Here is a 15,170-nt window from a genome sequence, read left to right on the forward strand (position 1 = left end):
ATATTTCATCACTTTTATTCGATATAAAGGCTTTTTTTACCCGTTAAAGCACTTGGCATGCTTATTGCAATAAATAAAGATGAACATGTTTAGAAAGAAATTAAAAGCGATTAAGGAGAGATGAATCATGTCTTTGCAAATCAATCAAACGGAAAAACCCCTTTATATCAAAGTAAATGAAAACGATAATGTTGCTACTATTGTAAACTCAAAAGGATTGCCGAAAGGAACTGTGTTTCCATCTGGGTTAGAGTTAAAAGAATATATCCCTCAAGGGCATAAAGTTTCATTAAAAAACTTTGAGAAAGATGACAAAATTATTCGCTATGGAGAAATTATCGGAACTGCTTCCTCACCAATTTCTCAAGGAACTTGGGTAAAAGAATCATATGTTACCCTGCCTGATCCTCCTATTTTAGAAAAGTTGCCTTTGGAAACTAAAGTTTTTGCCCCTTTACCTCCTTTAGAAGGTTACACATTTGAAGGCTATAAAAATACAAATGGAAGTGTTGGAACAAAAAATATACTTGGAATTGCGACAAGTGTTCAATGTGTAGCAGGAGTACTTGATTATGCGGTTAAAAAAATTAAAACAGAGCTTCTTCCTTCATATCCAAATGTAGAGGATGTAGTAGCTTTAACTCATAATTATGGCTGCGGAGTTGCTATTAATGCACCGGACGCCGTCATTCCGATTCGTACATTACAAAATCTTTCTACCCATCCAAATTTCGGGGGTGAAGTTTTAGTAGTTGGCTTAGGGTGTGAAAAGCTTCTTCCTGAACGTTTGATTCCCCAGGAGGATTCAGGAAATATAACACGTTTGCAGGACCAGACAGGCTTTAAGCAAATGGTTGCTACAATCATAGAGATGGCAGAGGAAAAATTAATTAAGCTAAATAACAGGACGCGCGTAACCTGCCCCCTATCTGATTTAACGGTAGGTTTACAATGTGGAGGAAGCGATGCCTTTTCCGGTGTTACCGCCAATCCAGCAGTTGGATATGCGGCAGATTTACTAGTAAGAGCAGGCGCTACTGTTTTATTTTCTGAAGTTACTGAAGTTCGAGATGCTATTCATTTGTTAACGCCACGAACAATTAATGAAGAAGTCGGTCAATCTCTAATTAATGAAATGAAGTGGTATGATCAATATTTAAAAAGAGGCGAAGCTGATAGAAGTGCAAATCCTTCACCTGGAAATAAAAAAGGCGGACTTGTAAACGTAGTAGAAAAAGCACTTGGCTCTATAGCTAAAGCAGGAACAACTCCAATCGTCGAAGTTTTATCGCCTGGAGAAAAACCGACTAAAAAAGGCTTAGTCTATGCAGCAACTCCGGCGAGTGATTTTGTATGCGGAACATTACAGTTAGCTTCTGGGATGAACATGCATATTTTCACAACAGGGAGAGGAACTCCATATGGCCTGGCAATGGCACCTGTTCTTAAAGTATCTACTAGAAGTTCATTAACTGAGCAATGGGATGATTTAATAGATTTAGATGCAGGAAGAATAGCACAAGGAGAGGCAACCATTGAGGAGGTGGGTTGGGAGCTCTTTCACTTAATTATAGACATTGCAAGCGGCCATAAGAAAACGTGGAGTGATTATTGGGGGCTGCATAATGATTTATGTCTGTTTAATCCTGCTCCTTTAACTTAACAAGATAACGAGAACCTGTTTCTAAACTGGTTCTCGTTGTTTTATGACGCGTTGAGTAACTAATTGGAGTTTAAATGACCTCTGTCTGCTGCTTCTGGCGGTGTTTCCATCCAGCCATTTTCCATCATAATATCCGCAGCCTCCTTTACAAACTTTGAGATATTTGTCATTGATTTTCCATATAACAGCGCCAAATCATGTCTTCCATTGACGGCTACTGAATTTCCAAAAGCCCTCATTTTCATTGAGAACATATCCATTTTGTGAAACAGCATCAATTTATCCGAAAACGGTGAAAAAGTCGAAGTAGTAATTAAATGATCAAGAAAGGATGGCGCTGGTAAATTATCTAGATGAAGCTTTTCAACATAGCGTTCTACCGCTTTGTTTGTCAGATCTTCGCCTTTTACAAATAATGCACGGATTTTTTCACTTTTAACAACTTGACTAAATGCCAAAATTAAGGCTTTGCTTGTCACATTATTCTCGATGTTATCATACAGATGAGCAATTTCTAATGCATGCAAAGGTCGAACATCTCCTATAAACCCCCCTAAATAATGAGTAGTAGCGATGTTCACTTTTTCTGGTGCGGGAATAATTGGCGGCTTAATAATAAATCCTGTATCCATTAAGATTGCCTTTATTTGCTCCATCAGTTCCATTGTCGCTTTCATACAATACGTTAAAAATGTCTTTACATCTTCTCTATACACTAGGGGCAGTGCGATACTATAAATGCTTAAGCCCGCTTTAGCAGCATATTTTAAATAGTGCACGTAAAATTCATCTTCAAACAGCTTTGGAGTGCCTAGGTTCACGTCTTCTTGCGTAAATCCATACGGAATTGGCACATTCTCTTTTGTGAAAATGTCTTTTACGTTAGTTTGAAATTCTTCCGTTAAACCTTTTGCATGTTGTAACAGCTTTTTTATATCCGGATCTTCAACGTGTTCAAGAAAATAACTTAAAATATACGAAGACATACTGTTGCCCATATAGGTTGCCCAAAGTTTACCCATTTCGGGGGCTGTTAATTTCTCTTTCACGCTTGTTTTTTTTTGAACCTATTTTAGTTGGTTTGATTGTTTCTATCTATAATCTCCTAATTCGATTTGTTCTTAGGTTGGTCTTTTCTATTTTATCTATTCTTCCACTTATGATTTAACATTATTAGGTGAGGTAGGCAGGTTTTCAGTATTTTAATCTACAGTTGGACCTATTCGCTGTTTGTTTCCGTGCTTGACCTGTACGTTGACCTTCACGTTTATTGAGTCTTTTGTTAAAGGAATTGCCCCGTTGCTTTGAACAGCTTTCCATTTACGCAGTTCTTTTTTATAAAGAACATGAGAAAGCCTGTAAACATCGCTGTTTATACTTAAGCCTTGCGCGTACGTTTCAATAATTTGTTTCTTAATTTTCTGTTCAGCTTCTTTTTTTATAGTCGATAGTTTTTCGTACTGCGGCATAACTAAAATCGTTGCTTTTGCACGAACTTTTATATTAAATGTTAAATTACTACCTTTTATCACAGGTTCAATTTTCACTTTTTTCTTATCTACCACAAGATCAATATCGGAATGATCAGGCAGCCTTATCCGTAAACCAGCTCGTACAAATTCATCCGTTATCCATCTCGGCCCTTTGATTTTATTCTCAGAAAAAATTCCTTTTAATAACAGGAAAATAGCCATTTTCTAAAACAGGCTGCAATAAAGAATAATCTTTAAATTGAAAGTTTGTAAAAGAAACAAAAAAACCTAATAGTACAATAAAAAATAAAAGAAACACGTTTACAATACTAATCGTTCTAATGCTCGTAGCGGCAAGTAAGCAACAGGTAAAACCAAATAGTAAAACGAGGATAATTAAAGGTGTTCGCTGAAGAAAAATAATATTAATCCACGTAATCGTCTCTCGTAAAGTGACAATCTCCATAATGGTCAAATAAGCGATTGTAAAAAAAATAACGACATTGGTAAATGGCTTATTCATATGTTTTTTCATCCATTGAAAAAGATGTTCGCCCTTTGTTTTTTTATTTACATATACGAGTAAAGGAACCCATATGAGCGTTAAAAGACAGGTAAGAAGAACGGTGATCCAAGCATCTCGTCCTGCCGTTTTAATTAATGGAGATATGAGCATCACATGAGTTTTTAAGCCAATAAACGTCATTGAAAGAAGGATCAATTGAAAAACAGAAATTGAGTCTGACTTATTCATGGTAATCACTCCTTCTCTTCAGAAAATTTACTACTGGTAGCTTATCCTAAATTTCTCATAATATAATGGAGAATCATTATTCCAAAAATAAAAAAGAGCTGTTTTATACGTCGTATTTCTCACGTATAAAACAGCTCCGCCTGTTATTCACTTATTTCATGAAGCCCCATTGTCTGCATATTATTCACCGCGTTCAGTTACTAGTTAGCTGGACTTCTTTCTTATCTTCATTTTCTTCTATTCCCGCTTCTTCTATATTCACAAAAGGTTGATCAGCAACGGCCACTAGCTCGCCGCCGCAAACGTGGCGAACAACGGTTACGAGCTCTGGAAAAGCGGGGAATTTGCCGTATAACGTTTTTAAAGGAAGTGCGCCTTTACATACCTTACTGTTATGTGGTTCATACCCTTTGAGCGTATCAAGCAATAATTGTTCTCCGCTTTCAGTCAATTTGATGTAGGTGTTTCTTTTATCATTTTCTCTTTTGAACAAATGCAGATATCCTTGATTTTCTAATTTTTTTGAAAAATTAAATGCTGTAGAGATATGCATAGCTCCTAAGTTAGCTAACTCTGACATAGAGATTTCTCCCGTGCTGCTAGCCAAACATAAAATATGATGCTCATTTACATTCAGACCATAAGGTTTCACCCATTGCTCCCAATCATCTTCTGCAGCTCTCCAGATGGCTTTACTTACCTGCATTAATTTGAATCCAAACAATGATGCATCTTTTATTGTGTATTCACTTTCTTGTTTCGACATACTATCATTCCTTATTTGTAGGCTATTGTAAGTTAGTTTATTTTTAAAGCGTGTAAAAACATTTTTATTTCATCTAATTTACCAGCATACCTACAAAATCAGACGAAAAAATACACGTGCAGTTTAATTTATCAGCTTTATTCCACAACATCTCTGCAATTTTGAAGAAATGTCTACCAGCTAAAAAGAGTTGCTTACCTTATTTTTATTAAAAAAGTAATACATGTCTTTTTAATTACTAATAGATGATGCAGATTCTAAGTGAGCAAATGCTTGTTCTAAGTCTGCAATTAAATCTTCCGTATCTTCAATTCCTACAGATATGCGAACCAGTCCTTCAGATATTCCAAGAGCTTTACGTTCTTCAAGCGTACATTCTACGTGACTAGTCGTTCTTGCCGGGCCATAAATCGTTTCAACTGCTCCTAAATTACCGGCTTTATTTGCATACATTAACTTTGGCAGCAAAATTTTAATAGCTTCCATTTCTCCTTTTAACACAAAGCTTAATATTCCGCCAAAGCCTTTCATTTGTTTTTTGGCAATATAATGATAAGGGTGTGTTTCCAATCCAGGATAATAGACGCCTTCAACCGCTTCTTTCTTTTGGAGAAATTCAGCAATTTCCAAAGCGCTTCGTTCTTGTTGACGTACACGTAATTTTAACGTCTTCATTCCTCTTAAAATAAGATACGCTGACATGGGGTCCATGGTCGCGCCATTGATTTCACGGTAGTGATACACATGCTGTATTAATTCTTTAGAGCCGCATACTATCCCGCCTAAAGCATCCGCATGTCCGCTTAAAAATTTTGTGGCACTGTGAATGACAAGATCTACTCCTAATTGAAGAGGGTTTTGGTTAATTGGTGTCGCAAACGTATTATCAATAATGACCACTGCCCCTACCGATTTTCCTGCTTTCGCTATTCTTTCAATATCAATAATTTTCATCGTAGGATTTGTAGGAGACTCTAAATACAGCACTTTACATCCTTTATTGACTTCCGCTTCAATTTCTTCATGATTCCCCGTATTACATAAGGTTACATCCACTCCAATGTTAGGAAGGAACTCAGTGAAGATTTTGTTTGTTCCCCCATATGTATCTTTTACCGATACGACTCGGTCTCCGGGTTTTAAAAACGTATATAATGTGCTGCTAATAGCCGCCATTCCGGAAGAAAATGCGACCGCTTCTTCTGCTTCTTCGAGTATCCTTACTTTTTCTTCAAAAGCTTTAACCGTAGGATTACTCATGCGATTATACGTATAGCCTGGTTTGTTTCCTAACGCAACTTCTTGCCATTCGTCTACATCATCATAATTGTAAGCTACGCTGAAGACGACAGGAACTTGGGTAGCATTGTAAGCAAGCGATTCTTTTTCCCCTGCCCATACCGCTTTTGTTCCGTCTTGTACATTTTTAAACTGTTTGTCTATCATTCACTCATCACCTCTGGTTATGTTAATTAGATATTGATTAGATTATATATTGTATACAATATACTGTATATAGTAGAGAATAATCTGATAATAAAATATACGTACATTCCTCATTAAAATTAAAAAAGATTGAGATATAACGAAATCAATTCAATCTAAAGACGAACAAACAGGATACATGAGCTGAACCGCTTGTGACATGGCAGTTGATTTCCATGCAAGACTTCGCTTTCCGCGGGCGGGCGCTGGGCTCGCAGGAGTTTTCGTCTTGCCCTCCAATCAACTGCTAGAGGAACTTAAAACAAATCGAACTACGCTTATCATAACAAAAAAAAACGAACCACTAATCAAAAATCTTGATCAATCAATGGTTCATTTTTTACTTCATCTAAATTTAAAACAGTTAAAAACTCTCAGCTTATAAATTGAATTTTTTCAATCTGTTATAAAATGTACTTCGTGGTATATCTAACAGCTTAGCGGCCAGTGACACATTTCCTTGCGTTTTACGTAAAGCATCCATCATTAAGTCTTTTTGAACTTTTTCACGAAATGTGAGTGCGGGTAAGGACGTAAAATCGTTTTCTTCTATTTCTTGTGAAGTATCAGAGTGAGAGATGTTCCTCTGACCACCAAGGTTTAAAGAACTCAAATAATTCAATATTGTGTCTTTTTCTGAGTCCGTGTTTAGCGAAATCTTCAAGCGCTCAAGTACATTAAATAACTCTCGAATATTTCCGGGCCACTGGTAATCTATCAATTTATCCACTAATTCCTTGGGAAAATTCATATTCCAATCATTCGTTTGACAAAAGTACCGCATAAGATGCGGAATATCTTCTTTTCTTTCCCGTAAAGGCGGAACATGCACGGGATACACGTGAAGTCGGTAATATAAATCTTCTCGAAACTTCCCTTCATTGACAAGCTGGCGAAGATCTCGATGAGTAGCGGTAATAATCCGGATGTCTACCGGAATTTCCTGATTGCTTCCCACAGGCGTGACCTTGCGCTCTTGCAATACTCTTAACAAAGAAACTTGCATAGAATGAGGAAGTTCACCTATTTCATCAAGAAAAATCGTACCATGATTAGCCTGTTCAAACTTCCCTTGATATCCTTGACGCCGTGCTCCTGTAAAAGCTCCTTCCGCATAGCCGAATAATTCACTTTCCATAAGTTCCTTCGGAATGGCACCACAATTAAGAGCAATAAAAGGCCCGTTTTTACGCGAACTGTTTTCATGAATCGTTCTCGCCACTACTTCTTTTCCAGTGCCTGTTTCCCCTAAAATATAGACCGTTGTATCCGTAGGAGCCGCATGCTTTATTTCTTCTAGTGTTCGCTGAAAGGATCGGCTTATGCCTGATTCTCCTTTAAAACAAAATGATTGAGCAGAGATCTTTTTAGTTGTTTGGTTATAAGTCGTTTCTTCTGATAAGTAAACAATCTTTCCAATAGAATGACCGTGTCTTTTTGAAATTACAGGCACTTCCATCACTATACGAAATCCATGTTGTACAATCGTATTCAACTGTTGGCCTGACCATTTAGGTATACATTCCCGAACGGTTTTACTTGCTCCTACAATTACTTCCTTGTAATTGCAAAGAAGCAAGAGCTGCTTGCTATCGACAAAATTCATAGAAGCATGAACCAACTCAATTTCGTCTTTATGCATTCGAATGCTTAGCTCCCGTTCGATTGTATACGCAATGGAAGTAACCATTCCAAGCATATAAGGGTGCGCTCTGTTTACGGAACAGGAAATATTAATAATCCCAATTAAATTTCCGTCGTCATTTCGAACAGGCGCCGCCGAACAGCTCCATTGATGCGAAGCAATCGAATAATGTTCTGTACCTGTTATCATAATGGGTTCTTCCGTTTGCAGAGCCGTACCGATTGCATTTGTTCCTACTTCTTTCTCTGTCCAACAAGCACCTTCCACAAAATTAATTTTTCTTGCTTCATTCAGTGTAAGTCTATTTCCTGTAATAGATAAAATATAGCCTTCTGGGTCAATTAATAGAGCAACCATTCCTAAATCTGCCGCTGATTGTCTTATTCTTTCTAAGTGCGGCAAAGCCGTTTCAAGAAATAAAGAATTCATTTGTTTTCGAGAATGAAAATCTTCGTTTCTTAAAATTGATCTGCCTTTATCTAGGTAAGGATTAACATCTGCGCTTTTACAACGATGCCATGATTTTACAATAATGTCGTTTAACCTTGACGATTCAAGTGCCCCTTCGTTTACAAAACGTTTCCATGTGTTTAAAGAAAGTGTAGATTCCATTTCTTACCTCTCCCCTATAAACTTGATTGAATATAGTAAATCAAGGCTTGTTACTATTATTATAAATCACAAAGAAAACGTTATCATTATCAAAGATAGATTCTTAAGCTCACGTTATGTAAAAATTAATAGAAAAACTAGACGAGGATGCAGGAAAATCCCTATACCTCTCCCATGATTCCTTCATCCTCTAGTTTACTTTTTAAATCATTCATTTTTACTTTTCATCCTTAAAGAGCTTAATAACTTGAGCACTTGTATAATCATGAGTGAACGGCCTGACCCGTTGAATGCAAAAGAGCTTCATGAATTGCTTCGGATAATGTAGGATGAGCAGCGATAAAGTCTTCCATTACATCCGTGGTCAACTCTCCGTGCAGCATGATGGTTCCTTGTCCAATTAATTCTGTAGCATGTGCACCTACAATGGAGAGCCCAATAATTTCATTAAACTGCGGTTCTACTATTACCTTCACTTTTCCAACCGGATCATTTACAATCATCGCTTTGCCGTTTGCCGTAAACGAAAATTCTCCGACGCGAATATCGCCGTATTTTTCTCGGGCCTGTTTTTCTGTCATACCAACACTTGCAATTTCAGGGTGAGTATAGATGCAGCGTGGTACAGCTCGATAATTTACGCTCTTATCTTTTCCACATGCGTGTAAAGCAGCAACTGTGCCTTCATGAAAGGCTACATGAGCAAGCTGAATTCCGCCAACTACATCTCCACAAGCATAGATATTAGGTATATTCGTTTGCATATGCTCATTAACATCAATTCCTTGTTTTGAGAAATGTACGCCAATCTTTTCTAAACCTAAATCTAGCACTCTAGGCTTTCTCCCAATTGAAATTAATGCATAGTCAGATTGCAGTTCGTGTAGCTCTTCTTTATGTTTAAATAGAGCTGTTTTATCTTCTGGCTGCATTTCTGTTAGTGAAGCGGATGTGTAAATCGCTACGCCTTTTTTCTCTAACTCTTCCTGTAACGTAAAGGCGATATCGGCATCTTCACCAGAAAGCAGCTGATTTGCCGCTTCCACAATCGTTACTTTTGTTCCCATTTGACTGTAAATGCTTGCAAATTCACAACCAATTACCCCTCCTCCTATTATTAAAAGAGATGAAGGGATAGCAGACAGTGACATTGCTTGTCCACTGTGAATAATCCACTTTCCATCAAAAGGTGCAAATGGCAGGCTAGCAGGTTCTGAACCCGCAGCAATAATAAACTGTTCAGCCTCTATCTCATCTACGTGATTTTCGTTTTGCACGGCTAGGCGATGATTTGTCAAAAAGGAAGCTTCTCCTTTCATGACTTTAATACTGTTCTTTTTCATCAAATAGCCAATTCCCTGAACCAGTTTTTTAACAATGGCTGTCTTATGATGCTGAACCCCATCCCAGTTAATTTTCACTTGTTCCAAAGGAAGAGTGATGCCGAATTGCTCAGCTTGCTTGGTTTTCTCGTAGGCTTCCGCGCTTGCTAATAATGACTTTGTTGGCATACAGCCCTCATTTAAACAGGTTCCACCTAAATCTTTTTGTTCGATTAACGTAACTTGTTTTCCTTGCCGGGCGGCAGTGATTGCCGCCACATATCCTGCAGGACCGCCGCCAATGACAACTAAAGGTTTCACGGAATGCACCACCTTTCTATAAGAGTAGTAAAATAGGTTGCTCTAAGTATTGTTTAATAGTTCCAAGAAAATTAGCTGCAGGTGCCCCGTCCAGTACGCGATGATCAAACGTCAGGCTTAAAGGCAGCACGTTTCTTCTTTGTAAATTCTCTCCTGTATACATAGGTACATCTTCAGTAGCTCCAACACCAAGGATTCCTGTTTCAGGCGGATTTAATACAGGTGTAAAATACTCTACTCCGTAAGCACCCAGATTAGTAATAGTGAATGTTGAACCTTGCATCCTATCAGTGCTCAGTTGACCTTGCCGAGCATCCGCTGCTCGTGTTTTAATCTCTGCAGCTAATTCTACTAACGGCATTTTTTCAGCATGTTGCACAACAGGAACAACTAACCCATTTTCTAAAGCCACGGCCATTCCAAGATGAACATGATTATAGAGATGAATTTCGTTATCGATATAGGCACTGTTCATTTGCTTATGTTCTTGAAGTGAAAGAACGACAGCACGAGCAATAAAATCAGTTAGAGATATTTTTACACTATGGCGTTGTTGAATCACTTCTTTAATTTCTCGTTGAAGAGACAGCAACTCCGTCACGTCAGCTTTCATATTAATCGTTAATTGAGCACTGTTTAGCAAGCTATTATGCATTCGGCCTGCAATGACTTTCCTCATCCCAGCTACTGGAAGCGTTTCTTTTTTTGTAGCTTCATCTATTTCAGCTGGTGGATGACTTGTTTCTGAAGCTTTTTCTGTCAGCACTTTCTCTACATCCGCTTTTGTGATTCTTCCTTTTGGTCCCGTTCCTTTAATCATTTCAATATCAATGTTTTCAGATTCGGCTATTTTCCGTGCAATTGGTGAAATGCGCACAGTTTCTTTGCTCTTCTTTGATGAAGCTGCGTTTGCTGGCGGCTCTTCTAAAGAGATAGTGGCGGCTACCTCGTTTTTGGGAGCCTGGAGCTCATTTGCTGAACTGTTTTGCTCAGTAAGCTGTTCGTTTGGCTTTCCAACATAACAGATAATCGTTCCAGGAGGCACACCTACATCTTCTTGCACAAGGATATCAAGAATCACACCGTCCTGCGGAGCTTCAATTTCCATTTCTATTTTTTCAGAATTAATGCTTGCAATCATATCTCCTTTTGAAACGGAGTCTCCAACTTTTTTATTCCATGTCGAAACAGTTCCTTCTTTCATTGCCATACCTAGTTTTGGCATTACAACCTCTGCAGCCATTTGCTTCCTCCTCCTTTCTCTTTACTTACACGCTTAAAAGCGATTTATCTCCTAGCAACTCCGATACAACTTCAATTACTTTTTGCGGTGTTGGCAGATAAATATCTTCTAATGGAGGTGAAAACGGCACAGGTGTATGTGGCGCTGTAATTCGTTTAATAGGTGCATCAAGCATATCAAATCCTTTATCAGCAACTAGCGCAGCAATGTCTGTTGCTATGCTGCATCTTGGGTTGGCTTCGTCAATAACAATTAATCGATTCGTTTTTTCTACAGAAGAAAGAATCGTCTCTTCGTCAAAAGGTGATAGACTTCGCGGATCGACTACTTCTACGTTAATTCTTTTGTGAGATAATTGATCTGCGGCTGTAAGTGCAGTATTTACTTGTTTGCCAATCGCTACAATAGTTAAATCCGTTCCTTTGCGTTTCACGTCCGCTTTTCCTAATGGAATCGTATAGTAGCCTTCAGGAACCTCACCTTTCATGTTGTACAATGTTTTGTCTTCAAAAAAGATAACCGGATCATTGTCTTCAATTGCTGCTAATAATAAACCTTTTGCGTCGTAAGGGTTAGAAGGCACCACTACTTTAATGCCAGGAATGCTAGTGAACAGAGCGTACAAGCTCTGAGAATGCTGAGCTGCCGCTCTAAATCCAGCTCCATGAGTCGTTCGAATTGTAACGGGCACTTCTGCTTTTCCTCCGAACATGTATCTAAATTTTGCGCCTTGATTCAGCACTTGATCTAAGCAGCAGCCAATAAAGTCATTAAACATTAATTCTGCAACCGGTCTTAACCCTGTAGCTGCCGCTCCCATTGCAGCTCCTATATAAGCTGCTTCTGAAATAGGCGTATCAAGAATTCGTTCACGTCCAAATTCTTGTACAAGCCCCTTTGTCACTCCAAGGACCCCGCCCCACGCTTCATCGTCTTGCAGGTGGTCAATTTCCGCTCCGCCAGCTACATCTTCTCCCAGCAGAATCACATTCTCATCTTTTCGCATCGCTAGTTTCATTGCTTCATTGATAGCTTCAGACATACTTAATTTTCTAGTCATCTTCTTTTCCCCCTTTAATTAGTAAGATACATAAACATCTGTTAATAGTTCGGAAGCATCAGGATAATCGCTTGTTTCTGCTAGCTCAACCGCGTGTTTTACTGCTTTTTCTACATCACCTTCAATATCTCTAAGCTCTTTTTCTGTTACTACTTGTTCTGAAAGCAAATAGTTTTCAAAAAGAGCAATAGCATCTTTTTCCTGGAGATGTTCTTTCTTTTCACTGCCTGATTTATACGTTTGTGCGTCGCCTTCGAAATGCCCGTAATTTCGATACGTTACACATTCAATTAACGTTGGGCCTTCCCCTCTGCGAGCTCGTTGAATAGCTTCAGCAGCTGCTTCATAAACGGCCATCACGTCTTTTCCATCCACTCGTACGCCTGGAATGTTGTAAGATGCGGCACGGTCTGCAATCGTGCTGCAGCTTGAAGCATAAGAAAATGGAGTTGCCTCTCCGTAGCCATTATTCTCAGCAACAAAAACAACAGGCAGTTTCCAAATGGCTGCTAAGTTAATTCCTTCATGAAACGTTCCTTCATTGCCCGCTCCGTCTCCAAAAAAGCAAACGCTTACATCTTTTGTCTTTTTATACTTAGCAGTTAAAGCAGAACCGCATGCAAGCGGAAATCCTCCTCCTACAATTCCATTTGCTCCTAAAATTCCTTTATCTAAATCCGCGATATGCATAGATCCGCCTTTTCCTTTGCCTAACCCGGTTACCTTCCCAAATAGTTCAGCCATCATTCCATCTAAATCGCCGCCTTTAGCAATACAATGACCGTGTCCACGATGAGTGCTCGTAATACTGTCACTGTCATTAAGGTGCGCGCACATTCCAACCGCTACCGCTTCTTCACCTGCATACAGATGAACAAAACCAGGCAGTACACCTTTTGCAAAAATTTGATGTACTTCATCTTCAAACTTTCGAATTTCTACCATTTTCTGATACATCCAGCTGGCTTTTTCTTTCGTAAGCTTTTCTGTTTTATTTTGAGCAGTTTTCATTATGGTAAGCCTCCTCATTTGATTATCAAACTTCACTTAATTACTCTTGCAAGTACCGTGCCAACATGAAAATCGCTTTATCTTAGCAATCCATTGTTTTATTTGCTCTCACAAAGTTAGACAAAATTGGACACTGTTCCAACTTTGTCTAACTTTGTCCAATCTTAGAGAAATCAATTATGCAAACTGAATTTAAGGTGCATAATAAGCGTGTGGGTTGAAAATCACATTGAATAATTAGCAAGAAAGCTTTTAAGTAAATATGATATAATGCTGAAGGAATCGTCTTCATTTTGAAGAACACCAAAGCTTTTAAAGGAGGTTGGTTAAAGGAAAACGGATTTTATAGAAGTTTTACCGTAAAGTTGGATGTAAATTAAACGATGAAAGATGAGGTGAAAACCTGGAAAACATCCAAAGTTTGCGTCATCTACACTTCACGACGTCTAGATGACATATCGCCAGGTTACAGTTATGCACAATGCAATTCAACACATTACAAGTTTTCATGTATACGCAGCCATTATTATATTTATCATTACATATTTTCTGATTATGACTGAAAAGATCAATCGCGCTTCAGCAGCTCTTTTAGGTGCTATATTAATGATTTTGTTAGGCATTGTCGATTTTAATAACGCTATTACCGAACACATTCAGTGGGAAACAATTGTCCTTCTTATGGGTATGATGATTTTAGTCGGCATCACAAATAAAACAGGCGTGTTTCAATACGCAGCCATCAAGTCTGCTAAAATTGCTAAAGGGGATCCGGTTCGAATTCTAGTTATTTTATCGATTTTAACAGGCGTCGGCTCAGCTTTTTTAGACAATGTGACAACCGTGTTATTAATTGTTCCCGTTACATTTTCGATTACTACTATCTTAAACATTAATCCTTTTCCGTTTCTTATATCAGAAGTGCTGTTTTCAAATATTGGAGGAACGGCAACTTTAATAGGCGACCCGCCTAATATCATGATTGGGGCAGCGAACCCTCACCTTGATTTTAATGCTTTTTTATTAAATTTAGCTCCTGCAGTACTGATTATCGGTGTTGTTACACTGGGGATTCTTGTTCTTATCTATCGTAAAAAATTAAAAGTAGAAGATAGTAAAAAGCAAGAGTTAATGAGTTTAAATGAAAAAGATTATATTCAAGATTCTGTTTTAATGAAAAAATCGTTAACTGTATTAGTATTAACGATTCTAGGTTTTACTCTGCATTCTGTTTTGCACATTGATGCGGCTATGGTAGCCATTACGGGTGCTGCTGTACTACTGGTAATTGGATTAAGAACTCATGATGAAGTAGAAAGCGCATTTGATTCTGTTGAATGGACAACTATTATTTTCTTTGCAGGTTTGTTTGTTCTTGTCGGAGGCTTAATCGATGTAGGCATTATTAAAAAGCTGGCTGCTGGCGCGTTAAACGTTACAGACGGCAATATCGCACTGTCAGCTTATCTCATTTTGTGGATTAGTGGCATTGCTTCAGCTGTTATTGATAACATTCCTTTTGTTGCTACAATGATTCCACTTATTCAAGATATGGCTCATGGAATGGGAATGAGCCCTGATTCTGCTCAAATCAATGTACTGTGGTGGTCATTGGCTCTAGGAGCATGTTTGGGAGGAAACGGTACGTTAATTGGAGCATCTGCCAACGTCATTGTAGCTGGCATGGCTGTAAAAAAAGGACATAAATTTTCGTTTATGGATTTTTTGAAAATTGGAGCTCCGATTATGCTTGTATCTCTTTTGATTTCAACGTTATATATCTTTCTTCGCTACCTTTTATTTCTGTAAGGAAAGA

At 38.2% G+C, this 15,170-nt stretch carries 12 protein-coding genes; 2 read left to right on the plus strand and 10 right to left on the minus strand.

Annotated elements, in window-relative coordinates; all coding sequences use genetic code 11:
• Positions 1-127 precede the first annotated feature (127 nt).
• On the plus strand, positions 128-1,663 hold the full coding sequence (garD, locus tag SB717_RS13780; protein ID WP_410903930.1) for a galactarate dehydratase: 1,536 nt from the start codon (positions 128-130) through the stop codon (positions 1,661-1,663).
• A 59-nt stretch (positions 1,664-1,722) separates the two neighbouring features.
• Here garD and SB717_RS13785 read toward each other — a convergent pair whose 3' ends face one another.
• From SB717_RS13785 to SB717_RS13830, 10 genes are all read right to left on the minus strand, one after another.
• Positions 1,723-2,685, minus strand: a complete 963-nt coding sequence (locus SB717_RS13785) for a DUF3231 family protein (RefSeq protein ID WP_410903931.1) — start codon at positions 2,683-2,685, stop codon at positions 1,723-1,725.
• Positions 2,686-2,865: 180 nt separating this feature from the next.
• Positions 2,866-3,357: a Ger(x)C family spore germination C-terminal domain-containing protein gene (locus SB717_RS13790; RefSeq protein ID WP_410903932.1), complete on the minus strand. Its 492-nt coding sequence runs from the start codon at positions 3,355-3,357 to the stop codon at positions 2,866-2,868.
• The gene (locus SB717_RS13795; RefSeq protein WP_410903933.1) at positions 3,320-3,889 is read right to left on the minus strand and encodes a GerAB/ArcD/ProY family transporter; all 570 of its coding nucleotides are present in this window, start codon (positions 3,887-3,889) and stop codon (positions 3,320-3,322) included. The genes SB717_RS13790 and SB717_RS13795 overlap by 38 nt, the downstream gene beginning before the upstream one ends.
• Before the next feature lie 193 nt (positions 3,890-4,082).
• The gene (locus SB717_RS13800; RefSeq protein ID WP_029714731.1) at positions 4,083-4,655 is read right to left on the minus strand and encodes an HTH-type transcriptional regulator Hpr; all 573 of its coding nucleotides are present in this window, start codon (positions 4,653-4,655) and stop codon (positions 4,083-4,085) included.
• A 231-nt stretch (positions 4,656-4,886) separates the two neighbouring features.
• Positions 4,887-6,101: a cystathionine gamma-synthase family protein gene (locus SB717_RS13805; RefSeq protein WP_410903934.1), complete on the minus strand. Its 1,215-nt coding sequence runs from the start codon at positions 6,099-6,101 to the stop codon at positions 4,887-4,889.
• Positions 6,102-6,519: 418 nt separating this feature from the next.
• Complete coding sequence (locus SB717_RS13810; protein WP_410903936.1) at positions 6,520-8,397, minus strand: sigma-54-dependent Fis family transcriptional regulator; 1,878 nt, start codon at positions 8,395-8,397, stop codon at positions 6,520-6,522.
• Between the two features lie 263 nt (positions 8,398-8,660).
• On the minus strand, positions 8,661-10,040 hold the full coding sequence (lpdA, locus tag SB717_RS13815) for a dihydrolipoyl dehydrogenase (protein WP_410903937.1): 1,380 nt from the start codon (positions 10,038-10,040) through the stop codon (positions 8,661-8,663).
• 16 nt (positions 10,041-10,056) lie between these two features.
• Positions 10,057-11,283: a dihydrolipoamide acetyltransferase family protein gene (locus tag SB717_RS13820; RefSeq protein WP_098620961.1), complete on the minus strand. Its 1,227-nt coding sequence runs from the start codon at positions 11,281-11,283 to the stop codon at positions 10,057-10,059.
• 25 nt (positions 11,284-11,308) lie between these two features.
• Positions 11,309-12,343, minus strand: a complete 1,035-nt coding sequence (locus tag SB717_RS13825; protein WP_410903938.1) for an alpha-ketoacid dehydrogenase subunit beta — start codon at positions 12,341-12,343, stop codon at positions 11,309-11,311.
• Between the two features lie 18 nt (positions 12,344-12,361).
• A complete protein-coding gene (locus SB717_RS13830) occupies positions 12,362-13,354 on the minus strand; it encodes a thiamine pyrophosphate-dependent dehydrogenase E1 component subunit alpha (protein ID WP_049817102.1) in 993 nt (330 codons plus the stop codon).
• 474 nt (positions 13,355-13,828) lie between these two features.
• On the opposite strand from SB717_RS13830, the gene SB717_RS13835 reads away from it, so the two are divergent.
• A complete protein-coding gene (locus SB717_RS13835) occupies positions 13,829-15,163 on the plus strand; it encodes an ArsB/NhaD family transporter (RefSeq protein ID WP_029714724.1) in 1,335 nt (444 codons plus the stop codon).
• The last annotated feature ends 7 nt before the right edge of the window (positions 15,164-15,170 follow it).

Source organism: Priestia sp. SIMBA_032, from assembly GCF_046535215.1.
In the GTDB taxonomy this organism is placed as follows: Bacteria; Bacillota; Bacilli; order Bacillales; family Bacillaceae_H; genus Priestia; species Priestia aryabhattai.